Consider the following 24,663-nt stretch of genomic DNA (forward strand, 5'->3'; position numbering starts at 1 on the left):
GTCGATTGGTTCCTAATCGAGGAACGCCAGGGCCCGCTCGGCATTGACCATGGGCGCGCTAGGACCCGGAACATGGCTCAGACCAGCGGATTCGACTTCGAACGGTCGGACATCGCGACCAATGCCGTCGCCTGGATCGCAGCCGGTCTGGGTGCGTTCGTGCTGATTGTTCCCATCGCAATGCCGCTGATCTTTCCGCAATCGTTACGCCACGCCAGTCCCGCCGCGCGGCCGGCACTGAGCTCAAACGCTCCGCCACTCGAAGTCACCCCATCGGACGAACTCGAACGCGCGCGCCGTGAGGATGCCGAGATGACCGGCAGCTATGGCTGGGTCGATCGCGACCGCGGGATCGTGCGCGTGCCGATCGAGCGCGCCATTGAGATGCTGCTGCGAAAGGGCCTGCCGGGATGGCCTACCGCATGAACTGCGATCTCTCCCCTTGTCACCGGCGGTGACCTGAGCATGTGGCGCCAGTGGATTCCGTTCTGGCACCCCGGCGTGTCTCCGGAAGGCGGCGACGTCGATCTGCTGTTCGCCGGCCTGTTGATCGCCAGCGCGCTCGTGCTGGGACTGCTGTTCTTCCTGCTAGCGCTGTTCTGCGTACGCTACCGCGCCGGCAACGAGGTCGACCGCGAGAACCACGAGGCCAAGAGCTGGCACTGGGAGGTCAGCTGGACCACGGCGTCCCTGCTCTGCTTTCTCGCGCTGTTTGTCTCGGGCGCCGGCGTCTACTTCGAAATCTACCGCAGGCCACCTGACGAGCTGACGGCTTTCGTGGTCGCCAAACAGTGGATGTGGAAAGTCCAACACCCCGGAGGCCAATCCGAGATCAACGTGTTGCATATGCCGGTCGACCGGCCGATCCGGCTGGTGATGGCCTCGCAGGACGTCATTCACAGCTTCTTCGTTCCCGCGCTCCGGCTGAAGCACGACGTGGTTCCCGGCCGCTATCAGGACCTCGAACTCACCGCGCAGAAGGCCGGGCATTATCACCTGTTCTGTGCCGAATATTGCGGCAGCGCGCATTCCGGAATGACCGGCGAAATCGTGGTGATGGAGCAAGTCGAGTTCGCCGACTGGCTCACGCAGCAGGCGCCTGCGAGCCCGCTCGCGGATGAAGGCGGCGCCCTGTTTCGCGAACTCGGATGCAGCGGCTGTCATAGCGCAGGCAGCAAGATCCATGCTCCGCAGCTGGACGGGGTTTACGGACGCCCGGTGCCGCTGTCCGACGGCAGCACTGTGATTGCCGACGACAAATATATCCGCGATTCCATCCTGCTGCCCCGCAGCCAGATCGCCGCGGGTTACGAGCCCCTGATGCCGTCTTTCGCGGGGAAGGTCACCGAGGACCAGTTGCTTCGTCTGGTCCTCTACATCAAATCGCTGGGTCGAGCGCCATGACCGAACCCGATTACCTCACCGTCCACTACACGCTTCGTTCGTGGTTCTTCACCACCGACCACAAGCGGATCGCGATCCTCTATTTCGCGAGCCTCACCTTCTTCTTCTTCGTCGGCGGCGCGGCAGCGACCGCCATGCGGATCGAGCTTGCCACGCCCCAGGCCGATCTCGTCAGTGACGACATATACAACCGCCTGTTCACCATGCACGGCATCATCATGGTGTGGTTCTTCCTGATCCCGTCGATCCCCAACACGCTCGGCAATTTCATCGTGCCGCTGATGATCGGCGCGCGCGACCTCGCCTTCCCACGGCTGAACCTGCTGAGCTGGTACATCTTCATGCTCGGCGGCAGCGTGACGTTGTTTGCGATCCTGGCCGGCGGCATCGATACCGGATGGACCTTCTACACTCCGTTCTCGACGCTCTATTCCAACAGCTACGTCATGGTCGCCGCAGCAGGCGTCTTCATCGCGGGGTTCTCGTCGATCCTGACCGGGCTCAATTTCATTGTCACCATTCACCGGCTGCGCGCGCCGGGATTGACCTGGTACCGGCTGCCGCTGTTTCTCTGGTCCCTCTACGCGACGTCGGTGATCCTCGTGTTAGCCACTCCGGTACTGGCGATCACGCTGGTGCTGATCGCGGTCGAGCGCTTCTTCGGCGTCGGCTTCTTCGACCCGCGGATCGGTGGCGACCCGTTGCTGTTCCAACATTTGTTCTGGTTCTACTCGCACCCCGCCGTCTACATCATGATCCTGCCCGGAATGGGCGTGATCAACGAGTTGATCTCATGTTTCTCTCGCAAGCAGGTGTTCGGCTACAAATTCGTGGCCTGGGCCAGCCTTGCGATCGCAGCGCTCGGCTTCCTGGTCTGGGGCCACCACATGTTCGTGACCGGGCAATCGCTGCTGGCGAGCCTCGTATTCTCCTTCATGAGCTTCGTCGTCGCCGTCCCCTCGGCGATCAAGGTGTTCAACTGGACCGCCACGCTGCACAAGGGCTCGTTGCGGTTTGACGCGCCGATGCTCTATGCGCTCGCCTTCATCGGTCTGTTCACGATCGGCGGGCTCACCGGCCTGTTCCTCGCCTGCCTTGCCTTCGACGTGCACGCCACCGATACCTATTTCGTGGTCGCGCACTTCCACTACATCATGGTCGGCGGCATGGTGACGGCCTATTTCGGCGGGCTGCATTATTGGTGGCCGAAGATCACGGGCCGGCTCTATTCGGAGTACTGGGCGCGGGCCGCGGCAATCCTGATCTTCCTCGGATTCAATCTGACCTTCTTCCCGCAATTCATCCTCGGCGTGGAAGGCATGCCGCGGCGGTATCACGTCTATCCGCCGGAATTCCAGGTCTGGAACGTATTGTCGTCGGGAGGCGCGACCATCCTGGCCGCCGCCTATCTGCTACCGCTGTTCTATCTTGGCTATTCCGTTTTCTTCGGCGCGCGCGCGTCGGCAAATCCGTGGGACGCGCCGGGGCTCGAATGGCAGACCTCGTCGCCTCCGCCGGAGCACAATTTCGACGTCCAGCCCGTCGTGACACGTGCGCCCTATCAATACTCCCGCAAGTTCGAAGCGGAGCCGCAGAATGCCTGAGAGTCCCGCCTTTGCACCGCAGTTCACGTCGGTCAGCCATCGCGATGAGTCCGCCGAACTCGGCATGTGGGTCTTCATCGCGACCGAGGTTCTGCTGTTCGGCGGCCTGCTGCTCAGCTATTTCGTCTATCGTCACGCCTATCCACAGGGCTTTGCGGCAGGCAGTCGACACACGGAGATCGCGGTTGGAACGGCCAACACCGCGATCCTGCTCACCTCGAGTTTTCTGGTCGCCTGGGCCGTCGAGATATTCTCGGCGGAGACGCGAAGATTGGCCGCCGGGCTGCTCGCCGGCGCGATCTGTCTCGGGCTCGCCTTCATCGCGCTCAAGGGCTTTGAGTATCATGGCGAGTACGAGGAGCACCTCGTGCCGGGTGTCGACTTCCAATTCAAAGGCGACCTCGCAAACGGTGCTCAACTGTTCTTCATCTTCTACTTCATCGCGACCGCAATCCACGCGCTCCATATGGTCATCGGCATCGGTCTGTTGGCAGTGCTCGCTCTGCTCTGCCGCAATGCCCCTTCGACTCGGCATCGCGCGGCACTGCACAGCGCGGCACTGTACTGGCATTTCGTCGACATCGTCTGGATATTCTTGTTTGCGCTGATCTACCTGCCGGGAAGGTCGACCGCATGACGCAATCCCGCCCCTCGCTCCCACTGGTCGCCGCATGGCTTGGCCTGCTTGGCCTGCTCGCACTGACCGTGACGATCGCCTATGTTCCGCTCGGCAGCGCGAATGCAATCGTCGCCATCGGGATCGGCACCGCCAAGGCGGCCGTGGTCGCCGCCATCTTCATGGAGCTGCGACATCGCGGCGCCCTGACCCTTTTGTTTGCCGGCGCCGGATTGTTCTGGCTCGGCATCCTGCTATGGCTCGGCTTGATGGATTTCCTGACCCGGACCTGAATTAGTTGGTTCTGGCTTGCAGCGCCGCGCGTCCCGTCCTGGCCTGTGCCTCGCTGACGGCCGGCCCCTTGCCCAAATGGTTGCGGACATAGGTGGCAACGGCGGCGACCTGCGCGTCGTTGAGCTGCCAGCCGAACGCCGGCATCGCGGGCCCGGTCGGCTCGCGATCGGTCGCCACGCTCTGTGCACCCTGCAGGATCACCCGCAACACGGTCGTCGGGTCGCCGGTGTCGACGGTTGCCGCGTGCGAGAGATCAGGGATCAGGTTCGGCACGCCGGTGCCGTCGGATTTGTGACAGGCCGAACAGAGGTCCTGATAGATCGCGCCGCCGGCCGTAAGCACCTTTTGGTCAGTCGAACTGTCCACCGCGGCCTTGGGTCCACTGACGTCCTTGAGATACGTCGCCATCGCCTTGACGTCCTCGTCCTTCAACTTCGAGGTCGAGAGATCGACGACCTCGCCCATCAGGCCTGCGGCCGCGGCAAAGCGATTGTGGCCGGTCTTGAGGTACTGCGCCAGATCGTCCGCGGACCACGATGCAAGCGGCCCCTCTCCACTGGTGATGTCGGGTGCCACCCAACCTTGCAGCGTATAGCCCTGCAAGGACGCTGATGCCTTGTCGCCGCCAAGCAGCGTCTTGGGCGTATGGCAGGCCCCGCAATGGCCCGGCCCCTGCACCAGGTAGGCGCCTCGATTCCAGTCCTGCGATTTGGCAGGGTCGCCGTGAAACTCACCCGGCGCAAAGTACAGCCTGTCCCAGGCGACCATCATGAACCTGATGTTCAGTGGAAATGGCAGCTTGTTGCTGGCAACGGCATTGCGCGCCGGTGCGATCGTCGAAAGATAGGCGCGAACGTCCTTGACGTCCTGGCGCGACATCCGGGTGAAGTACGGATACGGCATTGCCGGATACAGCCTCTTGCCGTCTCGGCGGATTCCCTGTCGCACCGCCGCATCGAATTCTGCATCGCTCCAGGCGCCGATGCCAGTGTCGCGGTCCGGCGTGATGTTCGGCGCGACCAGTACGCCGAATGGCGTCTCGATCGGCCGGCCGCCGGCGAACGGCTGTCCGCTGCCCGGCATGGTGTGGCAGCTGCCGCAATCGGCGGCATTGGCGAGATAACGGCCGCGCTCGATCGCGGCAAAGTCCTGCGACCCGGCGCCAATCGCCGCTCCGCCGCTTGCCACCAATGCAGCAGCCATCAGCGCGAGTTGCGACGGTCTAGGCATCGATCAACTGTCCCGGGCTCTTCAGATACTTGCCGCGGATCGCGTCCGCGGCCCAATAGGCCAGCGCCGCGACCGTGCCGGTCGGATTGTAGCCGGCGTTCTGCGGAAAGGCGCTGGCGCCCAGCACGAACAGATTCGGCACGTCCCAGCTCTGCAAATAGCGGTTCAGCGCGCTGGTCGCGGGATCCGTGCCCATGATCGCGCCGCCGCACAGATGCGTGGTCTGATATTTCGTGATGTCGTAAGGCCCTTTGCGGTACTCCTTGTGCACCTGTCGGGCGCCCATCGCCTGGAATATCTCGGCAAACTTGTCGGTCAAGAACCTGTTCTGCTTGATCTCGTTGTCATGGAAATCCATGGTGATACGCCCGAGCGGGCGGCCGAAGCGGTCCTTGTAGGTCGGATCGAGATCGACATAGACATCGCGGTAGCTGTACATGCTGCCGTGCACGCCGGTGCCCGGCTTCAGGGCGCTCTGATAGTTCTCCTTGACCGCCTTCTTCCATTGCGCGCCCCACAGCGGCGTTCCCGGCGGCACCGGGGTGGTCTCGATCGGCCGGCCGTTGGTCTGCACCTGCCCCATATAGCCGCCGCCGACGAAGCCATGCGGCCCGTGATCGAAATTGTCGCCGTTGAATTCGTCGATGCACATCCCGATCGCACCCGATGCGATGAAGGGATTGAAGATAAATTTTGCCGGGTCGAAGAAGCTGACGACATCGGAGATGGTCTGGTGGGTGAAGTTGCGGCCGATCACGCCGCTCTTGGCATTGGGATCGTAGGGTTTGCCAATCCCGGACAGCAGGAGCAGTTGCACATTGAAGATCGTATAGGCCGACAACACCACGAGGTCAGCCGGCTGCTCCCACTCATTGCCGTCAGTGTCGACGAAGGTGACGCCGGTCGCGCGTTTGCCCGAGCTGTCGCGATCGATCCGTACCACCTCGCTGTTGTCCCGCGCCGAAAAATTCGGCTTGCGGATCAGCGCCGGAAGGATCGTTGTCTGCGGCGAGGCCTTCGAATAGTTGCCGCAGCCGAACCATTCGCAGAAGCCGCAATAGGTGCAGGGTCCGAGCCGAACTCCGAGCGGATTCTGGTAGGCGCGTGACATGTTGCCCGATGGCTGCGGGAACGGCTTGTAGCCGAGGTCGCGGGCTGCCTTGGCGAACAGCGTGGCACCGAACGGCTGGTCCTGCGGCGGATTTGGATAGGGCCTCGATCGCGGTCCCTCGAAGGGATTGCCACCCTCGATGATCTTGCCTTTGACATTGCCAGCCTGCCCCGATGTGCCACACAGATACTCAAACTTGTCGTAATGCGGCTCGAGCTCGTCATAGGTGACGCCCCAGTCCTGGATCGTCATATCCTCGGGCATGAAGTTCGCACCGTAGCGTTCGGTCAGATGCGTGCGCAGCACGAAATCCGACGGCAGAAACCGCCAGGTCTCCGCATTCCAGTGCACGCCGCCGCCCCCGACGCCATTCGGCGGCATGAACGCGCCCCAGCTGCGGATCGGCAGCGCCGTCTGGTTCATCTTTGCGGAAGGTGAAGGTGGTTTGGTCCGGACGCAGGAACAGCTCATGACGGATGCGGTAGCGCAGCTCGTCCGCCGCATAACCCGGCGGAAAATCGGTCGCGGTGTTACGCCACGGGCCGCGCTCGATCGCCACCACGTCGAGCCCGGCGTCGGCGAGTTCGTGGGCCATGATCGAGCCGGTCCAACCTAAACCGACGATCACGACATCCTTTCTTGGCAGCTTGCGGGCCATGGTTGGTGCTCAAGATTTTGCAGGTGTCCAGTCGGCGCGGCCGGCAATGCCGACGGGGGGATAGGGATAGCGTTCGTTGTGCCGCTTCACCCAGTCGCGATAGTCGTAGCGGATACCGGGAAAGCCGATCATCTTCCAGCCGACCATGTCGCGGTTGCCGCCATGGATCGGATCCGAGAAGAAGCCTTCCGGCACGTCCTTCAATAGGGTGTCGAAGAACCCCTGCGCATCCACACCGTCGAACTTGGCCTCGCCCGCCTCAATCTTCTTGAGCACCGCGTCCTGCTGATCGGCGCTCAACTCGGCAAATGGCTTGCCGCCCTGGCTTGACCGGCAGAAAGCATCGAGCTCCGCCAGCCCCTTGCGATAGAGCTCGGCATGCGGGGTCTGCGATTGCGGTCCCTGCTCCTTGCTGCCCTTGATGTAGGGACCGAGCATGTACAGACCCTCATTCGCGCCATAGGCGCCCTTAAGCTGACGATCGATGAACACGGCGCAGCCAGCATCTTTACCACCCGGTGTCTCGGGATCCGGCGGAATGATCCGATCGACGATCGCTTCCATAGCGCGCGCCTCGTCGGCGGTGAAGAATTGCCAGGGGCCCAGCGGCTCGATCGTCGGCACCGACATCGGGTGCGGAGCCCAGGGCACGTGATCGCGGATCAAAGCCGCCCGGCTCAGCGATGTCGTGCTCGCCAAGGAGGCTGCCAGCGAAAGCAGGAATGATCGACGCCGCATGGGGGAAGCCTGTCGCACCCAATCCTTGGCAAACGTGGGCCACTTGCGCCGGTTCCTATGCTGCGGCTTGGTCGGGATACTCCTTTCGGACCATTCTTCATGCCCGCGCGCGCCCGCCGACGCCTGTTACTTGCCGGGTCAGCCGCTCGCCCCGTATCAAGCTGCGCCTCGAATTCGGCAGCATGGTACACAGAGGCCCCGCCAAGGCGGGGCCCCGAATGCGATGCTCACCATTTCTGGCGGCCATACCAGTCGTTCACTTCCCTTGCGGCCTGATCCTTTGCATAGCCGTAGCGCTGCTGCAGACGACCTTCGAGCTGGTCCTGCTTGCCGGCGATCACGTCGAGGTCGTCGTCGGTAAGCTTGCCCCATTGCTCCTTGACCTTGCCCTTCATCTGCTTCCAGTTGCCTTCGACACGATTCCAGTCCATCGCGGTTCTCCGTTGAAAGATGAGACCATCCAACTGGCCCGCTGAAGCTTCGTTCCGCAGCTGACTTGCGGCAAGACTTCGCAACGAGGCGAGACCTCGTACCACGCCGAACCGGGAGACCCGGCGACGCCTTGTCGCGCCGCAACCAGCGATAGGAACTTGCTCTCCGCAACCGTGTTGAGACGTCCGGACCACCCCAACCCACGGAGCGAGCTATGCCGGAGAAAGACCTCAGCGCCCTTTTCCTCGAAACCCTCAAGGACATCTATTACGCCGAGAAGCAGATCCTCAAGGCGCTGCCGCGCATGGCGAAGGCGGCCGATTCTGACCAGCTGCGCGCTGCCTTCGAGAAGCACCATGACGAAACGGAAGGACAGATCGAGCGGCTCGAGCAGATCTTCGATCTGATGGGCAAGCCCGCGCGCGGCAAGAAGTGCGATGCCATCGAAGGAATCCTCGACGAGGGCAAGGAGATCATGGAGGAGTACGCCGACACGCCCGCGCTCGATGCAGGCCTGCTCTCGGCGGCCCAGGCGGTCGAGCATTACGAGATCGCCCGCTACGGCACTTTGAAGGCCTGGGCCGGCCGGCTCAGCATGAAGGACGCCGTCAAGCTCATCGACCAGACCCTGGCAGAGGAAAAGAAGACCGATGAGACGCTCACCAAGCTCGCGGTCAGCGCCATCAATGCCGAAGCGGCCTGAGGAGCGGGCGATGAAGAGAACCATCATGGCCCTTGCAATGTGCTGTGCGCTGGCCCCGCCGGCGCTGGCGCAATCGGTGAGCGAGAAGACCGGCGTCAATTCCGTGCTTGGCGTTGCACCGAAGACGGCAGACTTCATCAAGGAAGCCGCGACCAGCGATATGCTGGAGATTGAGGCAGCCAAGATCGCCCAGCAGAAGGGCAATGCCGCGGAGAAGAAATTCGCTGATCAGATGGTGACCGACCATACCAAGACCAGTACCGAGTTGAAGGGGTTGGTCAGCGGCGAGATGAAGGCGGCATTGCCGACGGGCCTGGACGACAGCTTTCAGAAGAAACTCGACGTGCTGCGCAACACCAAGCCGGACGATTTCGCCAGCGAATATGATCCGATGCAGGTCAGCGCCCACAAGGACGCAGTCTCTCTGTTCGAGCGTTACGCCAAGGGTGGCGACGATTCGAAACTGAAGGACTGGGCCGGAACGACCCTACCGACACTGCAGCACCATCTCGCGATGGCGCAGGACCTGAATAAGAATCGGAAGTAGCAGGCCGGCGGTGGCCGGTCGTTTCGGTTGGAACGAACGGCCACATGACGGATTGCCTTACCATCCCGGCTTCGTGAGGCAATTCGAATGGCGCAGCTCGACGCCATGCGCACCCAACGAATGGAACTCCGGCATACCGCGGCGCTCGCCGCGGTCGGCATGCTGCTTGGCACGGCCTTCGCTCTCAGTACCCTGATCACGCCGCTATACCTGATCTATCAGAAGGCCTTTGGCTTCTCGCAGATCACCCTGACACTCATCTATGCGGCCTATGCGATCGGCAATATCGCCGCGCTGCTGTTGTTCGGTCGCGTCTCCGACCGCGCAGGCCGGCGGGTGACGGCATTGTCTGCGACCGTGGTGCTGATCGTCGCCGCTTTGGTCTTCCTGTTTGCCGACGGTATCACCTGGCTATATATCGGCCGTGTCATCAGCGGGCTTGGCATCGGCCTTGCGAGCGGCACCTGCAATGCCTGGCTCGCCGAACTGGTCGGCGAAGCCGAAAAGGGGCGCGCGGCCACCATCGGCACCAGTACCAACTTCATCGGCCTCGGAATTGCTGCACTGCTGTCAGGGCTGCTGGCGCAGTACGCGCCATGGCCGCTGCAGCTCTCGTTCGTGATCTATCTCGTGGTGGCTTGCGCGGTTGCGGTGCTGATCTGGTTCACCCAGGAGACCGTGCAGAATCCCGATCATGGGCAGATCGAGATGCGGCCGAAACTAGCGCTACCGCGAACGATCCAGGCGCAATTCGTGGCTCCTGCCATCACCGGCTTCGGTTTGATGGCACTGGTCGGCTTCTATGCCTCATTGATGCCCGCGATTCTTTCGCACGATCTTCATATCGAGAACCGCGCTGCCGGCGGAGCACTGTTGTTCGAACTCGCCATTGTCGTTGCGCTGGTCATCGTGGCGACCCAGACGCTTGCCAGCCGGACCTCGATGCTATGGTCGCTCGCGCTGATGATCCCTGCAGCCGCGGCGATCGTGATCGCTCAGGTCTCCGCGTCGCTTTGGGTCATGCTGGCAGCGACTACCATCGTGGCCGTATCCGCCGGGCTGGGTTATCGCGGCAGCCTTCAGGTCGTCAATCAGATCGCGCCCGCCAACCAGCGCGCGGCCGTCGTCTCGACCTATTTCGTGTGCTGCTTCATAGGCAACGCGGTGCCCGTGATTGGTGTCGGCGTGTTGTCGAGCCTCACCGATACGATCGTCGCCGACATCGCATTTTCCGCGACGATCGCGGCTTTCGCGCTGGTCGCGCTGATCTTCGGCGCCATCTACCGACGCTGACAACAGCCGCGGCTGAACTTGTCGTGCGCAAACGCATCAGCAAGTCCTCGACGATGGCTCGATCGGGAGGTTAGATCATCGCATGGCGCGCATCCTGATTGGTACATCCGGCTGGCACTATCGGTCATGGCGCGGTCCGTTTTTTCCCGAGGGATTGCCGCTCAAGCGACAACTCGACTACTACGCTCGCCAGTTCCCGACCACGGAGCTCAATGGCGTCTTCTATCGCACGCCCACGGAGAATGCGGTCGTGGCCTGGCGCGAGGCGACCGATAAGGATTTCGTCTTCGCCTGGAAGGCATCAAAGTTCATCACGCACTGGAAGCGCCTCTCCGATAACTCGATCAACAGTCTCGAATTGCTGGAAGATCGTCTGTCATTGCTGCGCAACAAGGCCGGCCCGATCCTGTTTCAGCTGCCGCCGAATTTCACGGTTGACGCCGACCGCCTGGCGTCGTTCCTCAAATTGCTGAAACGGCGACGGCGTTACGCCTTTGAATTCCGTCACCCGAGCTGGTACGAGCCGCGCATACTGAAGACTTTGGCAGCACGCAACATCGCTCTGTGCATATCCGATCACCACGACGCACCCGCGCCCTGGAGGCGCACGGCCGACTTCGTCTACGTCCGCGGCCATGGTCCAGGCGGACAGTACCGCGGCCATTACAGGCCAGCCGAGCTTTCGGAGTGGGCGAAGCGCATCCGCAGCTGGAAGAGGCAGGGATGCGACGTCTATGTCTATTTCGACAACGACCAGAAAAGCGCGGCGCCGGCCGATGCGAAACGCCTGCGCGAATTGCTTGACTCGGCTGGCCCGCAGCCGGCCAGACGATAGGAGCCAAGCGTTCTGGTTCGTTCGCGGTGATGGACTTGATGCGGATCCCGCTCGGCGTCCTGACCGGCGTCGCCACCGAGAACGGCAAGTAAACGCCGCACAGAGTTAGGAACGCCGCTCCGGACCGCCTCGTTGGGCCAGTACGCACCAATCAAATGGAGAGGCGATCATGAAAATATCCGACGCAATGACGTCCGAGGTCCAGCTGTGCACTCCCGACGACACGCTCCGCGACGTTGCCGAAGCCATGGGAACGCTGGGAGTTGGCATGCTGCCGGTTGCCGACGATGATCGTCTGGTCGGGATGATCACCGATCGTGATATCGCGGTTCGTGGCATCGGAACGGGCCGCGGCCCGGAGTCACGGGTCGGCGACATCATGACCGCTGAAGTGAAGTATTGTTTCGAGGATCAGGAGATTGAGGACATCGCGCAGAACATGGGAGCGATCCAGGTTCGACGCCTGCCCGTGTTGGACCGTGACAAGCGCCTAGTCGGCATCATTGCGCTCGGAGATATCGCCCAAATCCAGCCGAACGATGGCACAGGTGCGGCTCTGAGCCAGATCTCCCGGCCGACGACCCAACACGCACAATTCTAGCTACCCGATGTTCCATGCTCCGCTTCGCGAACTGGCTCGCGGAGCAGAGCGCTGGTGATGGACCAATGGCCGACTATGTGGCGTGGATTGCAATTGCCGCTGGAATCGTCGCGCTCGTCGCCGCCGCACTGCTCTGGCGCGCCAACTACGTCAGCTCCGATTGAGCTGGATTGAGTCCGATTGAGCTGAACTGACGATTCTCCATTAGCCGAGATCGCACGGCTTGCTCTTCACGTCTCGTTCCGCTCGTATCGTTCGCGGACGACCTCATCTCCTGTCTGCACCGCCCGTCTGTTGCGGAAGTGATACTGCAGCACTCCGAAAATCAAGGCTGTGAGGAGAACGAAAGCTGCTATGCCATAGATGATTTCCAGGCCCATATCCATCAGTCTTCTCCATGCGTTCCGACCACGAGTTCCCGGTCCGCCCTCACCGGCCTAATCATCGAGCGGCTGACCGGTTTGGTCGATCACAGGCTTCTCGTTGACGATCGCGAAGTGAAAGGCTGTCCTTGGGCCAGCCCTTCTGTTCTCGTCCACTATTGCGTGTTCGATTCCTGCCATTTTTCCAGGTCGGGCTTCTCGTCTCCGGAGCGCTGTTCCTTTTCGGGATTGCCTTTCCAGGGTTTATCAGTTTGCGCATGTGAACCCCAGTCGTTCGAGCGGCCGGAATCCTGCGTCACAGGCTTTCTGTTCATGTCGATCTCCTCAGGAACAGAAGCGCAGACGAGGCGATGGGTTCCTAAGCCGCCGCCGGAGGCCGCGCGCAATCTACCGGCTGCCAGGATTCTCGCCTTTCGCACGTAAGGGTTCCGAACTTAACTTATGTAAATCCCACAACTGCGGCGGTTCAATACAAGTCTTCAGAGTTGCCGAGTTCGACGGGCGGGGAGCCGAAGATGCCAATTGATATGATGATCCGCAAGGTCAGGCTTCATACGGCTCTCGCCGAAGAGGACATCGTGGCTCTGCGTTCAATCGTCTCAAGCGTCAAAGAGCTTAGCCCTGGGACATCCATCGTCCAGGAAGGCAGCATCAGTAGCCATTGCTGCGTCATGTTGAGCGGCTTCTCCTACCGCGCGAAAGTGTCGGACGGTGGCAAACGGCAAATCCTGTCGTTTCACATTGCGGGCGACATGCCGGATTTGCATGGAATGCTCCTCAAAAGAATGGATCATGACCTGACCACGCTGACGGACGCGCGCGTCGGCTTTATTGAGCATCGAGCCCTGAGGAAAGTCATCGATGCCCGGCCTGCGGTAGCCGAGGCCTTGTGGCGAGAAACCTTGATTGACGCAGTGCTGTTTCGTGAGTGGATCGTCAGCCTTGGCACGCGCACCGCCGCTGCGCGCATGGCTTACCTTGTCGCTGAACTGCGTCAGCGCCTCGCCGCGATCGATATGGTCGCCGAGGATCAGTTTCGTTTCCCCGTTACGCAGGCGAAACTTGCCGAGGCCCTCGGTTTGAGCACGGTGCACGTTAACCGGGTTCTCCAATCATTTCGGTCTCGCGGCATTCTCGACATCAACGGTCAGCTCGTGACGCTACGCGACATTGAAAAGATCGTCGAAATTGGCGGGTTCAACGAACTGAACTTGCAACTTCCGAATAGCCTCTAGGAGAATACGGATCGGACTTCCGCCATGGCCTCGATGACTTCAGTAATCCAGGACGTATCAATATAGGCGAGCCGCCGTCCGGCACATCTCCGAGCAGGCGAGCTAGAGTCGGTAGGCATCATGCTGACGATCCCGCGGCCTCGATCTTTTCATAGGTATCACAACGATTCCGGCTCGCAACCACAATCGCGCACGCCGTGCGGACAGCACGCCGCAGTACTGATCACAGAAAGACATCGCGCAGACCGAATTACATCAGACCACCGGCACAGCCGTGGTCGGCCTGCCGCCCATCCACTCCGGCAGCGCGGCACCGTCGCGATGCCTGCCGCCCGCACAGGCCGCGGCCCAGGCGGCGACCGCGCCGAACAGCAGCGCTGCGGCAATCGAGAATGCTAGGATCACCGCACTGCGCCGCGACCGCTGGATGGCGGTTCGGGCATCGCCAATGACGCTGTCGACACGCTTCTCAGCCTCGGCGGCGGCGAGCCCGGTCGCGGCGGCAACCTGCTGGATCAGATAGCTGTGATCCTCGGCGCTGATCCCGCTATGGCCGGAACTGGTCAGTAGAATGCGGCCGGCTTCCGCGCGCTCGTAGCCGATATCGATATTGGCGGGACGCCGCGCCGATCGATACAGGTGGTCGAGCTCGGTGCTCAGCAACGGCTCCGCGGCCGCCGCGGAGGGGCGGCTCTGGACCACTGGGCGCGCGGCGGACAGGCCGACCAGCGCCACGATCGTCGTCCCCAGAATGACAGCGATGGCCCAGGCTGTAAGGCCATGCAATCCATCGCTGCCCTCGATCATGTCGGACGGTGTCGCTCCGATGATGCGGTGCGCGCGCCCGGCGATATAGCCGCCGACGCCGAAGCTGGCCAGCGCCTGCAGGATCAGGTACAGCCCGGACAGCAGAGCAAGCGCCGCCGATGCGTCACGCCATGACGGCGAGCTGGAACTCACGCCCAATCCGAGCGCCGCACCAAATCCGATCAGGATCACCGACAGGGCCGTTGCGACCAGCGCACCGGCGAACACGGGGCTCCATTGCACCCGAAGGCCGATCCTGCGGTCGGCCGACGCGGCAAGCTCTCGCTCGTTATTCATGATGCGCCTACCGCAATCCGAAGAACGACAATATCGCGAGAATGACGACGATCAGTCCCACCAGATAGATCAGCTGGTTCATGCAAGCCTCCTCAGCTCGAATTCGCCATGACAAGCTGGCCGCCATGCCAAAGTTCCTATGCGGACACGCGGTCAGCAACAAAGCCCAATCTCGCCGGGGAGAGCACGAATAAGCCCCATCGCACAGGCAAAGCCGGATCGCTCCGGTTACACTTGCGCGTTTGCAGTGGAGGCCTCGACGCAGACGGGCTTTTTGACCGCTTTGCCCACGTCTGAGGGACCTCAGGCAGCAGGTGCATCCGCCCTCACCCGCACCGGGATCGATTTCGCCGCCGGTGTCTTCGCCTTCGTCTCGTGATGCCATAGCGGCAACAGCGGATTGCACTCGGGATAGTAGCCGGCGATGCATCCCGGTGGAATGTCATAGGCCACGACGCGCAGCCCGCCAACCTCTCGTGTCACACCATCGCTCGCCGCAGTTGCCAGCGTCACCATCGCGCCTTCCCTCAGCGCAAAGCGGTCGATGTCCCTTGGGTGCATCAACACGACTTGGCGCGAGCCATAGATGCCGCGGAACCGATCATCATAGCTGTAGATCGTCGTGTTGAACTGGCCGTTGCTGCGCAACGTGATCAACTGCACCACGTCGGGGTCGCGCGTTTCCGCCTTTGGATCGCTGGCGAGCGACGTCGGCACAACGAAATTGGCTTTCCCCGTCTTCGTCTTCCATTGCCGTTGACGCGCCGCGAGCGGCCGGTGAAAACCACCGGGTTGCCAGAGCCGTGCGTTGAAGTCGTGGAAGATCTCGGGATAGATCGCCGCGATCGCGTCGCGGATCCGGCTGTAATCGGCCACCCAATCGTCCCAAGGAATACTCGAGCGTCCTGGCGCCGCCGCCTTGGCCAGTTCCGCGATGATCCTCGGCTCCGACAGCAAATGCGGGCTGGCCGGTGCCACCTGGCCTCGGGAGCCATGCATGCAGCCGGTCGAATCCTCCATCGCCACCGCTTGCCGGCCGCTAGCCTGCTCATCGAACTCGATACGGCCGAGGCACGGCAGAATGAACGACACCTCGCCGTGGACCAGCGCGGAGCGGTTGAGCTTGGTCAGGATGTTGACGGTCAGGCGCAGCTTGCGCCATGCCGGCTCGACCAGCCGATGCTCCGGAACGGCGCGGACCAGATTGCCGCCGAGCAGCACCATCGCCCGCACCGAGCCATCGATCACCTTGGCGCAGGCCTCGACCGTCGTGACACCCCTATTTTCCGGCACGGCGAAGCCGAACTGCTGCTTGATCTTGTCGGCCGGCACCATCGATGGCTTCTCGGTGATGCCGACGGTCCGCTGCCCCTGGACGTTGGAATGGCCGCGCACCGGAGTGATACCGGCACCGGGCTTTCCGATGTTGCCGCGCATCAACGCCAGGTTGATCAGGGTCTGCACGGTCTCGACGCCTTGCTCGTGCTGCGTCAGGCCCATGCCGTAGATGAACATCACGGCCTTGGCCTGCGCATATACCGCGGCGGCCGCTTCGAGCGCATCCCGCTTCAGGCCGGATCGTTTTTCGATCTCCGACCATTCGCACAGATTCACAGCTTCAGCGAAATCGTCCCAGCCGTGGGTGTGCTCGTTGACGAAGGCCCAATCGATCACAGCATCCTTCGGATCGGCGCGGTCCTCCCGCGCCAGCAGCGCCTTCGCAATGCCCACGATGGCGGCGGTGTCGCCCCCGGACCTGACCTGGTGATATTGCGAGCTGATCCGGGTCGGCGCGTCGGCCAGCATCTCGCCGGGTGCCTGCGGGTTGACGAACTCCTCCAGCCCGCGCTCGCGCAGCGGGTTGAAGGTGACGATCGGCACGCCGCGCCGCGTAGCGTCCTGAAGCTGGTGCAGCATGCGCGGACTTGACGTGCCGACATTCTGCCCGAAGAAGAAGATGCAGTCGGTCTGGTAGAAATCGTCCAGCGTGCAAGTGCCGACCGGAACACCGATGCTCTCCGGCAGCGCCACCGAACTGGTCTCGTGGCACATATTGGAGCTGTCGGGCAGATTGTTGGTACCGTAGGCGCGCGCGAACAGGCCATACATGAAGGACGCCTCGAGCGAGGCGCGGCCGGAGGTGTAGAACACCGCACTATCCGGGTGCAGCGCCCGCAGTTCCCGCCCGATCTCGGCAAAGGCATCTTCCCAGCTGACCGGCACGTATTTGTCGGTCCCCGCGTCCCAACGCATCGGATGGGTCAACCGGCCGGCGGCTTCGAGGTGATGATCATCCCAACTTTCGAGCTCGGTCACGGTCCTTGTCGCAAAAAACTCCGGTGTGACGCGCTTGTGTGTGATCTCCCATGTCGTGGCTTTGGCGCCGTTCTCGCAGAACTCGAACACACGGGGGTCTGCGGGCTTGGCCCAGGCGCAGCTCACGCACATAAAGCCGCCGGTCTTGTTCTGCTGGAACAGAACACGGCTGCCTTTGAACGGGACATGCTCCCGCGTGAGGCTGTTCGCCAGCGATCGCACCGAACCCCAACCACCCGACGGTCCCGAATAGGGCTCGACCTCGAGCGTCTCGCTCAGCCGCTTCCTCGTCATGATCTATCCTTGATGAACTGCGTCCGCGGACGTGACCGTTGGCATGTCCTGCAAAAGCTTCACGGATCGACCAATCAAGGTCGGCGATGGTCAAACGTTCCTATCGCGATAGGCTGACTGATGATCGGCTCGTGCGACAGGAACGGTTCAACAGCCTGGGAATTAGCGAGCGATTGACAAAGCCGCATTGCCGGTTCCGCGATAACGACACGAGGCGTCCATGACCGACTCGATAGGAGAACAGCGACCGAGGCGGGCCCTCACGGCCAACACCGGTCTTCGGCGCGGAGCGGAAGCGGGGCACGAAGGCTTGACGGACCCGACCATCCTCCATCCGAAACCACCGTTCCGGAAGCAGTCGCAACCATGGCCGGGTCTTGCGTGCCGGATGGACCCCCGTCCCGATCACGGCGAGACCAGCTACAAGGGATCGGATCGGCTGGCAGGCCGCAAGGCGCTGATCACCGGCGGCGATTCCGGCATGGGCCGGGCCGCGGCCATCGCGTTTGCACGCGAGGGCGCCGACGTTGCGATCAACTACTTCCCGAGCGAGCAGCCCGACGCACAGGAGGTCATTGGTCTGATCGAGGCGGCGGGCCGTCGCGGCCTCGCGATCCCCGGCGACATCAGGAGCGAGACCTTCTGCCAGGAGCTGGTGGCGCGCGCCGTCGAGGGACTGGGCGGTCTCGACATCGTCGTGTGTAACGCTGCCCGCCAGCAGTCACGAGAGTCCATCCTTGATGTCTCATCCGACGACTTCGACGCGACGATGAAGACCAACGTCTACGCCCCGTTCTGGATCATCAAGGCTGCGCTGCCTCACTTGAAGCCCGGCGCATGCATCATTGGGACGACCTCGGAGCAGGCCTACGACCCTTCACCCGAGCTCTACGACTATGCCCAGACCAAGGCCGCAACCATGAACTATGTGAAATCGCTGGCCAAGCAACTCGGCTCGAAGGGAATCCGGGTGAATGGTGTCGCGCCCGGTCCGATCTGGACCCCGCTGCAAGTCTCCGGCGGCGCGTCGATGGAGAAGCTCGAGCAGTTCGGCGGCCAGACGCCGCTCGGTCGTCCCGGCCAACCCGCCGAGCTCGCATCGATCTACGTCCAGCTCGCTGCTGGTGACGCCAGCTATGCGACAGGTCAGGTTTATGGATCGGCTGGCGGATCTGGGCAGCCCTAGCGCTGACGGATGACGTCCTTCCCGGTCCGGGCGCCGATCGGGTTTGACGGGAGCATCACTTCGGAATCGGATCGGAGATATCCGCGCCTGGATTTTCCAGCTTGCCCGCGCGGGCGAGCTGCACGGCGTTTCCGAGCGCACGGGCAACGTTCACGACCTCCTGCTGGAATGCAGCATCCCTGTCGAGCGCCTGGTGTGACGTTGCGTAGGGTTCCATATACCCGACGTAGCCGTCCGCCTCACCGGTGCGCCCGCTCGAGAGGAGACCCATGTCGGTGAGCCAGTCTGACAATGATCGACGCAGCGTCTCGGCGCCAACGCTGTCCCCATGGACCACGAGGCCGAAATGGCGGCCGGCCAGATGGCGCGGATACGACCAGCCTTTTAGCTCCAGCGCCTTGGCCTCATCAGCTCGCTTGCCGTGCGTCGACGACGGATCCGGATTTCCGCCGTCGGCGCAGACCAGCCGGTCGATCATCGCCTTCAAGCCCGCGGGAGCGTGGTACCAATTCACCGGTGTAATGATGAGGATTCCGTGGGCCGCCACCCAAAGCGGATAGATCTCGTTCATCCAATCGTCGGTTTGCCCCAGTGAATAGTTCGGGTAGCAGCTGCATGGCCAGTGGCAAAGCGGCATCGCGGTCGCGACGCAGGACTTGCAAGGATGGATCTGCTTGCCGAATTCCGAGGTCAGTCTCGACAGGTCCAGAATATCCACGGCAAGACCCATTTGCCGAAAGACCGGCTCGGCCAATTCGACAAGCCGCCACGTCTTCGACATCTCACCGGGACAGGTGTGGTCACTGCGCGGTGATCCGTTGACGATGAGAATACGCATCGGCTCGTCAACCTTGTCATGACGGCGCTGTGCCTCCAGGATCGCCTGCCGTGCCACCAGCCAGTCGTTCGCGATCTCATAGGACGGATCGGCAAACCCGGGCCCCGCTTGACGCGTCGCCGGCGCTTTGCGCGAATGACTATAGCCGTCCCACGCCGCAGCGACGATCGCATCGACCTCCCGAGTCAACAGCTTGAACGCAGGATCGACGAAGCGACTTCGATACCGCCGCTCAAATTCGTCGCGCGACAGTTTGACAGAAGGCATGCCCTTCCGGACGTCCGGTTGCATCATAGGGGACCAATCATGGTGTCCTGGCATCAATGCGACGGCAACCTCGGCGGTTCCAATATCGCGCATGACCATGGCGTTCCGGACCCGATCGTTAGAGACGGTGGACCGCAGCTTGTTTCAACATGAGGAACCTGCTCAAGCAGGCGCGTCAACGACCGGCCACTAATGGGCGCGGTGCGCACCGTACTCCGGCCGAAACCAGCATAGGAACGAGTGCCCCGTGTTGTAGTTGGAGCCAGATCGCGCCGCCAGTATCGATGCTCAAGGCTCCGAGATGAGATTTCCAAGTCGAAGGATGATCTTGGCCGACGGCGGTGGCTGGCCGAAAACCTCGGATTCCCCACGCCGACCTTCGATCGGATACCCGGAGAGGAACTGTTCATCTTCCGGAGTGAGGTCCCGCCTCCGCTTGCACAAGATGCCGTCGATGACGCGCGCGCGCATGTGCCGCAAAACATGGTGTTCAAGTTGATGGAGTTGCCGCCAATGGCGTCGCCGGGTGGCCGCGTACGCATCGCCGACACCGCAACTTTCCGATTTCGACCGACGTCGCTGCGGCACTTGTCGAGGTCGATGCTGGCCGTATGCGCGAGATCCACCGGCATCCGAACGCCGCACGAATTGGTCGCGGCGCATCTGAATATTCAGCGCGGGGTGCTCGACGGACTACGCAGCCACAAGCAGCCCGTCATCTGAACGACATTGCATCATTCCCACAATGAGACGCGGAGACCGTCGATGCCAGAACGCAGGACAATTCAAAAGGCGAAGCAAGACCGGCGCCAGGGCAAGTCTGCAACCACCCAGGCCGGCGAGTTCGTGCACGAGGAGATTCGCAAGGTCCGGCGCGGGCAACACGGAGCGAGATCACCGCAACAGGCGATCGCAATCGGCTTGTCCAAGGCGCGGCGCGCGGGTGTTCCGCTCCGGCCCCCCAAGAAGGGCAAGGCAAAGGCGAAAACCCGCAAGAGCGCCGAATATGCCTATGAGGCAGGTCAAGGCAAGCGGAAGCCCCGCCGCCGGCCCGGTGCTTCGCGTGCCGTATCTCGCGCCCTGAAGCGGGAGCCCCACCGCACAGCATCGCGGTCCGCACTGTCGAAACAGGCACGACAGGCGGCGTCGCACCGCTCGGCCTCGGCGCGCTCGGCCGCCTCCCGCAAGGCAGCCAAGACCAAAGGATCGGCGCGCCGCTCCGCCGCGGCAAAAAAGGCGGCCCGAACGAGGGCGCGTCGACGCTAGGCAACGGCTCAATCGTCTAAGATCGGCCTGCTGACCGCTTCTCCAAGGACGCTTCCGATGGACGCCAGCTCACTCGACAAAGCCGACCTGACCGCACTCGACCAATACTGGCAAGCAGCGAACTACCTATCCGTCGGTCAGATATATCTGCTGGACAACCCGCTTCTGCGAGAGCCGCTGCAACCCGAGCACATCAAGCCACGGCTGCTCGGGCATTGGGGGACCACGCCCGGGCTCAACTTCATCTACGCGCACCTCAATCGCGTCATCAGGGCGCGCGATCTCGACATGATCTACATCTGCGGACCGGGCCACGGCGGACCCGGCATGGTCGCCAACACCTACCTTGAAGGAACCTATTCGGAAATCTATCCGGATATCACGCGTGACAAGGACGGCTTGCGAAAGCTCTTCCGGCAGTTCTCGTTTCCAGGTGGCATTCCGAGCCATGCCGCACCCGAGACGCCCGGATCTATCCATGAAGGTGGCGAGCTCGGGTATTCGTTGCTGCATGCCTACGGGGCGGCCTTTGATAACCCGAACCTCATCGTTGCCTGCGTGATCGGCGATGGGGAAGCCGAGACCGGCCCCCTCGCCGCATCCTGGCATTCGAACAAATTCCTCAACCCGGCGCATGACGGCGCCGTCCTCCCGATCCTGCACCTCAACGGCTACAAAATAGCCAACCCCACGATTTTCGGGCGCATGCGCGACGAAGAGATTGCGGATCTGCTCAAGGGGTATGGCTATGACCCGCTTTTTGTCGAAGGCAGCGATCCCAACGACATGCATCCAAAGATGGCGCGGGCTCTCGACGAGATGCTCGATTGCATCGGCGATATTCAGGATCGAGCCCGCGATCACCAGCGTGGAGGCCGCCCACGCTGGCCGATGATGGTCTTGCGCACTCCGAAGGGATGGACCGGTCCGAAAGAAGTCGATGGCAAGAAGATCGAAGGCTTTTGGCGTGCGCATCAGGTTCCCATCGAAGGGGTCCGAACCAACCGCGCGCATCTCGGGATTCTCGAGACCTGGATGCGCAGCTACCGGCCCGAGGCATTGTTCGACGAGGCTGGCTGCCTGCGAGCCGACCTTCAGGCGTTGGCACCAACGGGCCCGCGCCGGATGGGCGCCAACCCGCACGCCAACGGCGGAACCCTCAAACGAAAGCTGACGCTTCCAGATTACCGCAGCTACGCAGTCGATCTCGTGTCGCCCGGCTCCCAAATCGGCGAAGCCACGCGGACCGTGGGCGGTTATCTCCGTGATGTCATCGGGCTGAATGCGGCGGACAGGACATTTCGACTGATGGGGCCGGACGAAACCGCCTCGAACCGGCTCGACGCGGTTTTCGAGGCCACCGATCGCGTCTGGATGGAAGACATTGAGCCATTCGACGTGGGCCTTGCCCCCCATGGCCGCGTCATGGAGGTGTTGAGCGAGCATCTCTGTCAGGGCTGGCTCGAGGGCTACCTGCTGACCGGACGCCACGGTCTCTTCAACTGCTACGAAGCGTTCGTTCACATCGTCGATTCCATGTTCAATCAGCATGCCAAATGGCTCGAGGTCTCTCGCCGCCTGCCCTGGCGGCGACCGATCGCATCGTTGAACTATCTGCTCAGTTCGCATGTCTGGCGTCAGGATCATAATGGATTCACACATCAGGATCCGGGCTTCGTCGACCTCGTCGCGAACAAGGATGCCGACATCGTTCGCGTCTACTTTCCACCCGATGCGAACACCTTGCTCTGCATCACGGATCACTGTCTACGCACCTACGATCGTATCAATGTCATCGTCGCCGGGAAGCAGCCGTCGCCGCAATGGCTCTCGATGCAGGAGGCTGAGTCGCACTGCAGGGACGGCATTGGTATCTGGCAATGGGCGACCTCGGAGGGGAGCGATGAACCAGACCTGGTCATGGTCTGCGCCGGCGACATTCCAACGCTCGAGACCCTGGCCGCGGTCAGCCTGCTCCGCGAGGCGATGCCCGATCTGAAGATCCGCGTCGTCAACGTCGTCGACCTGATGACGCTGCAGCCCCGCGAGCAGCACCCGCACGGCCTCTCCGACAAGGAATTCGATCGTCTGTTTACGCGTGATCGACCGGTAATCTTCGCCTATCACGGCTATCCCTATATGATCCACCGCCTGACCTACAATCGCGCCAACCATGACAATATCCACGTGCGCGGCTACCGGGAAAAGGGAACGACGACCACGCCATTCGACATGGTGGTGATGAATGAGCTCGACCGCTTTCATCTCGCGATAGAAGCGGTCGAACGCGTTCCCGGCTTGCAGGCGAAGGCGACCGCGATCCGACAGCTCTGCGAGGCAAAGCTGACCGAGCATCACCGCTATATTCGCGAGCATGGTGAGGACATGCCGGACATCCAGAACTGGCGCTGGCGTCCCATCTCCGGGCAGGACGAGTGATGGCCAAGGCAATTCTCGCTCTGAACGCCGGCTCATCGAGTATCAAGTTCGCAGCCTATCGGGCCGATGGAGATGATCCTGGGCTCTCGTTGATTTGCAGAGGGCTTTTCGACCGGCATGCGGCGAGTGCAGGGTTCACCATCAGGGATGCCGCGGGCCGGATACTTGATCAAGCGCGGCCTGCCTCCGATGACCAGGCTGATTCCATTTCCTCGTTGCTTCCGCGGCTGCAACCCATTCTCGGCAAGGACGTCCTGGCTGCGGTCGGACACCGGGTCGTGCACGGAGGCGCGCACTTCTCCGCTCCCGCCCTGATCGAGGGCGACGTGCTGCAACGGCTCGATGCGCTGACGCCGCTGGCGCCACTCCATCAACCTGCCTGCCTTGCTCCGATTCGGGCCCTGCAACAGGCGCGTCCCGACCTTTTGCAAATTGCCTGCTTCGACACTGCATTTCACGGCGATGTGCCCTCGGTCTACAAGCGGCTGCCAATTCCGGACGTCGGAGACGGCATTCATCGATATGGATTTCACGGCCTCTCGTTCGAATACGTTGCTACTCGACTTCGCTCCCCCCAACAGCGCACTGTCATCGCGCACCTGGGCAACGGATCGAGCGTATGCGCGCTTCAGAACGGCAGAAGCATCAACACGAGCATGAGCCTCACGCCTCTGGACGGCTTGATGATGGCGACACGGTGCGGAGCCATTGACCCGGGGGTTCTGCTCTACTTGCAGAAGTCGAACAGACTCTCGGTCCAGGAACTCGAGGATATTCTTTATCGTCGATCAGGATTGCTCGGCGTCTCCGGTATTTCCGCCGATATGAGGACACTTCTCGCGACAACCGAGCCTAACTCGAAACTGGCGGTCGATCAGTTCTGCGCGCGAACGGCGGAGTACGTTGCGGTGATGGCGACTAACCTCGGCGGCCTTGATGTTCTCGTGTTTACCGGCGGCATCGGCGAGAACAGTTCGCGAATTCGTGGCGATATCTGCGCGAGACTTCGCTGGATCGGCATCGAAATCGACGAGATTGAAAATGAGCGGGGCTCGACCACGATTTCCTCGCCCGGTAGCCCGATCGAGGTTCGGAGGATCCCCACGGATGAAGAGGCAATGATCGCTGAGCACACTCTGGTTCTGCTCGCCGGATTGAGCCGATGAGGCCGTCGGCGTGGCCGTCTGCGCTGCGCCTCCATATCGCAACGACCAAGGGCTTCTGGGAGACAAGTTCAGGAATAAGCCCCCGGGGGCCGAGTTGCGACAG

The 24,663-nt window shown here is 62.2% G+C and carries 24 protein-coding genes and 1 pseudogene; 16 read left to right on the top strand and 9 right to left on the bottom strand.

From position 1 onward, the window contains the following. The first annotated feature begins 72 nt into the window (after window positions 1–72). From ACVMB0_RS36175 to ACVMB0_RS36195, 5 genes are read left to right on the top strand one after another with little or no spacing between them, the layout of a single operon-like run. The gene (locus tag ACVMB0_RS36175) at window positions 73–426 is read left to right on the top strand and encodes a hypothetical protein (RefSeq protein WP_456753102.1); all 354 of its coding nucleotides are present in this window, start codon (window positions 73–75) and stop codon (window positions 424–426) included. A 39-nt stretch (window positions 427–465) separates the two neighbouring features. Continuing rightward, complete coding sequence (coxB, locus tag ACVMB0_RS36180) at window positions 466–1,404, top strand: cytochrome c oxidase subunit II (protein WP_461349256.1); 939 nt, start codon at window positions 466–468, stop codon at window positions 1,402–1,404. Further along, window positions 1,401–3,008: a cytochrome c oxidase subunit I gene (gene ctaD, locus ACVMB0_RS36185; RefSeq protein ID WP_461349257.1), complete on the top strand. Its 1,608-nt coding sequence runs from the start codon at window positions 1,401–1,403 to the stop codon at window positions 3,006–3,008. Before coxB ends, ctaD begins: the two co-directional genes overlap by 4 nt. Further along, window positions 3,001–3,645 carry a cytochrome c oxidase subunit 3 gene (locus tag ACVMB0_RS36190; protein WP_456753099.1) on the top strand — a complete coding sequence of 215 codons (645 nt, stop codon included), beginning with the start codon at window positions 3,001–3,003 and terminating at the stop codon, window positions 3,643–3,645. The genes ctaD and ACVMB0_RS36190 overlap by 8 nt, the downstream gene beginning before the upstream one ends. Next, window positions 3,642–3,917 (top strand): cytochrome C oxidase subunit IV family protein, encoded by a 276-nt coding sequence (locus ACVMB0_RS36195; RefSeq protein ID WP_456753098.1) that lies wholly within the window; start codon window positions 3,642–3,644, stop codon window positions 3,915–3,917. Before ACVMB0_RS36190 ends, ACVMB0_RS36195 begins: the two co-directional genes overlap by 4 nt. A 1-nt stretch (window position 3,918) precedes the next feature. Here ACVMB0_RS36195 and ACVMB0_RS36200 read toward each other — a convergent pair whose 3' ends face one another. The 4 genes and pseudogenes from ACVMB0_RS36200 to ACVMB0_RS36215 form a co-directional block, all read right to left on the bottom strand. Next, window positions 3,919–5,148 (bottom strand): c-type cytochrome, encoded by a 1,230-nt coding sequence (locus ACVMB0_RS36200; RefSeq protein WP_461349258.1) that lies wholly within the window; start codon window positions 5,146–5,148, stop codon window positions 3,919–3,921. Next, window positions 5,141–6,917 (bottom strand): annotated as a pseudogene (locus ACVMB0_RS36205) (GMC family oxidoreductase). Before ACVMB0_RS36205 ends, ACVMB0_RS36200 begins: the two are co-directional and overlap by 8 nt. 9 nt (window positions 6,918–6,926) lie before the next feature. Further along, window positions 6,927–7,547 (bottom strand): gluconate 2-dehydrogenase subunit 3 family protein, encoded by a 621-nt coding sequence (locus tag ACVMB0_RS36210; RefSeq protein WP_461349259.1) that lies wholly within the window; start codon window positions 7,545–7,547, stop codon window positions 6,927–6,929. Window positions 7,548–7,882: 335 nt separating this feature from the next. Beyond that, window positions 7,883–8,086 carry a CsbD family protein gene (locus ACVMB0_RS36215; RefSeq protein WP_456753094.1) on the bottom strand — a complete coding sequence of 68 codons (204 nt, stop codon included), beginning with the start codon at window positions 8,084–8,086 and terminating at the stop codon, window positions 7,883–7,885. 215 nt (window positions 8,087–8,301) lie between these two features. On the opposite strand from ACVMB0_RS36215, the gene ACVMB0_RS36220 reads away from it, so the two are divergent. The 5 genes from ACVMB0_RS36220 (at window position 8,302) to ACVMB0_RS36240 (ending at window position 12,066) form a co-directional block, all read left to right on the top strand. Then, window positions 8,302–8,790, top strand: coding sequence for a YciE/YciF ferroxidase family protein (locus tag ACVMB0_RS36220; RefSeq protein WP_456753093.1), 489 nt, complete (start codon window positions 8,302–8,304; stop codon window positions 8,788–8,790). Window positions 8,791–8,800: 10 nt separating this feature from the next. Then, on the top strand, window positions 8,801–9,337 hold the full coding sequence (locus ACVMB0_RS36225) for a DUF4142 domain-containing protein (RefSeq protein ID WP_461349260.1): 537 nt from the start codon (window positions 8,801–8,803) through the stop codon (window positions 9,335–9,337). Between the two features lie 87 nt (window positions 9,338–9,424). Further along, the gene (locus ACVMB0_RS36230) at window positions 9,425–10,630 is read left to right on the top strand and encodes an MFS transporter (protein ID WP_461349261.1); all 1,206 of its coding nucleotides are present in this window, start codon (window positions 9,425–9,427) and stop codon (window positions 10,628–10,630) included. Between the two features lie 82 nt (window positions 10,631–10,712). Next, a complete protein-coding gene (locus tag ACVMB0_RS36235) occupies window positions 10,713–11,465 on the top strand; it encodes a DUF72 domain-containing protein (RefSeq protein WP_461349262.1) in 753 nt (250 codons plus the stop codon). Between the two features lie 169 nt (window positions 11,466–11,634). Further along, a complete protein-coding gene (locus ACVMB0_RS36240; protein WP_456753090.1) occupies window positions 11,635–12,066 on the top strand; it encodes a CBS domain-containing protein in 432 nt (143 codons plus the stop codon). A gap of 230 nt (window positions 12,067–12,296) precedes the next feature. Here the strand turns inward: ACVMB0_RS36240 and ACVMB0_RS36245 are convergent, their stop codons facing one another. Continuing rightward, window positions 12,297–12,452 (bottom strand): hypothetical protein, encoded by a 156-nt coding sequence (locus ACVMB0_RS36245; protein ID WP_456753089.1) that lies wholly within the window; start codon window positions 12,450–12,452, stop codon window positions 12,297–12,299. 152 nt (window positions 12,453–12,604) lie between these two features. After that, window positions 12,605–12,763 carry a hypothetical protein gene (locus tag ACVMB0_RS36250; protein ID WP_461349263.1) on the bottom strand — a complete coding sequence of 53 codons (159 nt, stop codon included), beginning with the start codon at window positions 12,761–12,763 and terminating at the stop codon, window positions 12,605–12,607. Window positions 12,764–12,964: 201 nt separating this feature from the next. Here ACVMB0_RS36250 and ACVMB0_RS36255 point away from each other — a divergent pair, with 201 nt between their 5' ends. Further along, a complete protein-coding gene (locus ACVMB0_RS36255) occupies window positions 12,965–13,684 on the top strand; it encodes a Crp/Fnr family transcriptional regulator (RefSeq protein ID WP_461349264.1) in 720 nt (239 codons plus the stop codon). 255 nt (window positions 13,685–13,939) lie between these two features. Here ACVMB0_RS36255 and ACVMB0_RS36260 read toward each other — a convergent pair whose 3' ends face one another. Both ACVMB0_RS36260 and ACVMB0_RS36265 read right to left on the bottom strand, forming a co-directional pair. Further along, complete coding sequence (locus ACVMB0_RS36260) at window positions 13,940–14,719, bottom strand: hypothetical protein (protein ID WP_461349265.1); 780 nt, start codon at window positions 14,717–14,719, stop codon at window positions 13,940–13,942. A 372-nt stretch (window positions 14,720–15,091) separates the two neighbouring features. After that, window positions 15,092–17,398: an FdhF/YdeP family oxidoreductase gene (locus ACVMB0_RS36265; protein ID WP_461349266.1), complete on the bottom strand. Its 2,307-nt coding sequence runs from the start codon at window positions 17,396–17,398 to the stop codon at window positions 15,092–15,094. Window positions 17,399–17,618: 220 nt separating this feature from the next. Here ACVMB0_RS36265 and ACVMB0_RS36270 point away from each other — a divergent pair, with 220 nt between their 5' ends. Next, entirely contained in the window at window positions 17,619–18,584 is a 966-nt protein-coding gene (locus tag ACVMB0_RS36270) for an SDR family oxidoreductase (RefSeq protein ID WP_456753084.1), read from the top strand. A gap of 55 nt (window positions 18,585–18,639) precedes the next feature. Here the strand turns inward: ACVMB0_RS36270 and ACVMB0_RS36275 are convergent, their stop codons facing one another. After that, window positions 18,640–19,716, bottom strand: coding sequence for a flavodoxin family protein (locus tag ACVMB0_RS36275; protein ID WP_461349772.1), 1,077 nt, complete (start codon window positions 19,714–19,716; stop codon window positions 18,640–18,642). 456 nt (window positions 19,717–20,172) lie between these two features. Here ACVMB0_RS36275 and ACVMB0_RS36280 point away from each other — a divergent pair, with 456 nt between their 5' ends. The 4 genes from ACVMB0_RS36280 to ACVMB0_RS36295 are packed head-to-tail and all read left to right on the top strand — an operon-like array spanning window position 20,173 to window position 24,560. Next, entirely contained in the window at window positions 20,173–20,412 is a 240-nt protein-coding gene (locus ACVMB0_RS36280; RefSeq protein WP_461349267.1) for a hypothetical protein, read from the top strand. Between the two features lie 42 nt (window positions 20,413–20,454). Beyond that, window positions 20,455–20,955: a DNA-binding protein gene (locus tag ACVMB0_RS36285; protein ID WP_456753082.1), complete on the top strand. Its 501-nt coding sequence runs from the start codon at window positions 20,455–20,457 to the stop codon at window positions 20,953–20,955. Window positions 20,956–21,012: 57 nt separating this feature from the next. Then, window positions 21,013–23,394 (top strand): phosphoketolase family protein, encoded by a 2,382-nt coding sequence (locus ACVMB0_RS36290; RefSeq protein WP_461349268.1) that lies wholly within the window; start codon window positions 21,013–21,015, stop codon window positions 23,392–23,394. After that, entirely contained in the window at window positions 23,394–24,560 is a 1,167-nt protein-coding gene (locus ACVMB0_RS36295) for an acetate/propionate family kinase (RefSeq protein ID WP_461349269.1), read from the top strand. Before ACVMB0_RS36290 ends, ACVMB0_RS36295 begins: the two co-directional genes overlap by 1 nt. Window positions 24,561–24,663: the final 103 nt, after the last annotated feature.

The organism is Bradyrhizobium sp. USDA 4451 (genome assembly GCF_054822585.1).

Coding starts and splice junctions, on each gene's coding strand:
- ACVMB0_RS36190 (WP_456753099.1), top strand. CDS start 3,001: ATGCCTGAGAGTCCCGCCTTTGCACCGCAGTTCACGTCGGTCAGCCAT.
- ACVMB0_RS36265 (WP_461349266.1), bottom strand. CDS start 17,398: ATGACGAGGAAGCGGCTGAGCGAGACGCTCGAGGTCGAGCCCTATTCG.
- ACVMB0_RS36215 (WP_456753094.1), bottom strand. CDS start 8,086: ATGGACTGGAATCGTGTCGAAGGCAACTGGAAGCAGATGAAGGGCAAG.
- coxB (WP_461349256.1), top strand. CDS start 466: ATGTGGCGCCAGTGGATTCCGTTCTGGCACCCCGGCGTGTCTCCGGAA.
- ACVMB0_RS36225 (WP_461349260.1), top strand. CDS start 8,801: ATGAAGAGAACCATCATGGCCCTTGCAATGTGCTGTGCGCTGGCCCCG.
- ACVMB0_RS36245 (WP_456753089.1), bottom strand. CDS start 12,452: ATGGATATGGGCCTGGAAATCATCTATGGCATAGCAGCTTTCGTTCTC.
- ACVMB0_RS36270 (WP_456753084.1), top strand. CDS start 17,619: ATGACCGACTCGATAGGAGAACAGCGACCGAGGCGGGCCCTCACGGCC.
- ACVMB0_RS36250 (WP_461349263.1), bottom strand. CDS start 12,763: ATGAACAGAAAGCCTGTGACGCAGGATTCCGGCCGCTCGAACGACTGG.
- ACVMB0_RS36285 (WP_456753082.1), top strand. CDS start 20,455: ATGCCAGAACGCAGGACAATTCAAAAGGCGAAGCAAGACCGGCGCCAG.
- ACVMB0_RS36295 (WP_461349269.1), top strand. CDS start 23,394: ATGGCCAAGGCAATTCTCGCTCTGAACGCCGGCTCATCGAGTATCAAG.
- ACVMB0_RS36275 (WP_461349772.1), bottom strand. CDS start 19,716: ATGATGCAACCGGACGTCCGGAAGGGCATGCCTTCTGTCAAACTGTCG.
- ACVMB0_RS36220 (WP_456753093.1), top strand. CDS start 8,302: ATGCCGGAGAAAGACCTCAGCGCCCTTTTCCTCGAAACCCTCAAGGAC.
- ACVMB0_RS36280 (WP_461349267.1), top strand. CDS start 20,173: ATGGTGTTCAAGTTGATGGAGTTGCCGCCAATGGCGTCGCCGGGTGGC.
- ACVMB0_RS36230 (WP_461349261.1), top strand. CDS start 9,425: ATGGCGCAGCTCGACGCCATGCGCACCCAACGAATGGAACTCCGGCAT.
- ACVMB0_RS36210 (WP_461349259.1), bottom strand. CDS start 7,547: ATGTCGGTGCCGACGATCGAGCCGCTGGGCCCCTGGCAATTCTTCACC.
- ACVMB0_RS36290 (WP_461349268.1), top strand. CDS start 21,013: ATGGACGCCAGCTCACTCGACAAAGCCGACCTGACCGCACTCGACCAA.
- ACVMB0_RS36235 (WP_461349262.1), top strand. CDS start 10,713: ATGGCGCGCATCCTGATTGGTACATCCGGCTGGCACTATCGGTCATGG.
- ctaD (WP_461349257.1), top strand. CDS start 1,401: ATGACCGAACCCGATTACCTCACCGTCCACTACACGCTTCGTTCGTGG.
- ACVMB0_RS36175 (WP_456753102.1), top strand. CDS start 73: ATGGCTCAGACCAGCGGATTCGACTTCGAACGGTCGGACATCGCGACC.
- ACVMB0_RS36195 (WP_456753098.1), top strand. CDS start 3,642: ATGACGCAATCCCGCCCCTCGCTCCCACTGGTCGCCGCATGGCTTGGC.
- ACVMB0_RS36200 (WP_461349258.1), bottom strand. CDS start 5,148: ATGCCTAGACCGTCGCAACTCGCGCTGATGGCTGCTGCATTGGTGGCA.
- ACVMB0_RS36255 (WP_461349264.1), top strand. CDS start 12,965: ATGCCAATTGATATGATGATCCGCAAGGTCAGGCTTCATACGGCTCTC.
- ACVMB0_RS36240 (WP_456753090.1), top strand. CDS start 11,635: ATGAAAATATCCGACGCAATGACGTCCGAGGTCCAGCTGTGCACTCCC.